This is a genomic window from Desulfotomaculum copahuensis, from assembly GCF_001655685.1.
Lineage (GTDB): Bacteria > Bacillota > Desulfotomaculia > Desulfotomaculales > Desulfovirgulaceae > Desulfotomaculum_G > Desulfotomaculum_G copahuensis.
The window spans coordinates 1-721 of sequence record NZ_LYVF01000128.1; the positions used below are offsets into that span (position 1 = coordinate 1).

General features: G+C 30.0%; 1 protein-coding gene. It reads left to right on the forward strand.

Features of this window, described 5'->3' with window-relative positions; genetic code table 11:
• The coding region (locus A6M21_RS08025; RefSeq protein WP_151191855.1) for an IS1634 family transposase at window positions 1-721 on the forward strand (721 nt) is incomplete at both ends.

The window sequence follows — 721 nt, forward strand, 5'->3', positions numbered from 1 at the left end:
ACAGAGGAGATAGCTTCAAGATAAAATCCAGACTTTATCCAAGAGAAATATTAGTAACCACCACTAAAGGCAAAAAAATGAAAAAGGTAGTTGATGAAAAACAGGTTATTTTCTATAGTGAAGAGTATGCTTTAAAAGCAAAATATGAACGAGCTGCTACAATAGAGAAAGCAAAAGACCTAATTAAAAATCCAGCAAAATACAATAGAGCTACATCATACGGTGCTTCCAAATATGTAAAGAATCTCATTTTTGATGAAGAAACCGGCGAAATATTAGAAAGTGCTCATCAGCATTTAACATTTGATGAGGAAAGGCTAAAAGAAGAAGAAAAATTTGATGGATATTATGCAATAGTTACTAGTGAATACAAAGAATCTGATGATAAAATTATTGAAATGTACCGTGGACTTTGGAAGATAGAAGAATCTTTTAAGATAACTAAAAGTGATATCGAAAGCAGACCAGTTTATTTATCACTGAGGGAACATATTGATGCTCATTTTCTGATATGCTTTATATCACTTGTAATTGTAAGAATACTTGAAAATAGATTAAATGGGAAATATTCTGTTTCAGCTATACTTGAAAGTTTAGCAAAGTCATCCTGCAGTTACATACAAGAAAATTATTATCTATTTGATTTTAATAATGATGTTCTTGAAGATATAGGTAAAGAATTAGGTATTGATTTTGGGAAAAAGATTATGACATTAGGAGA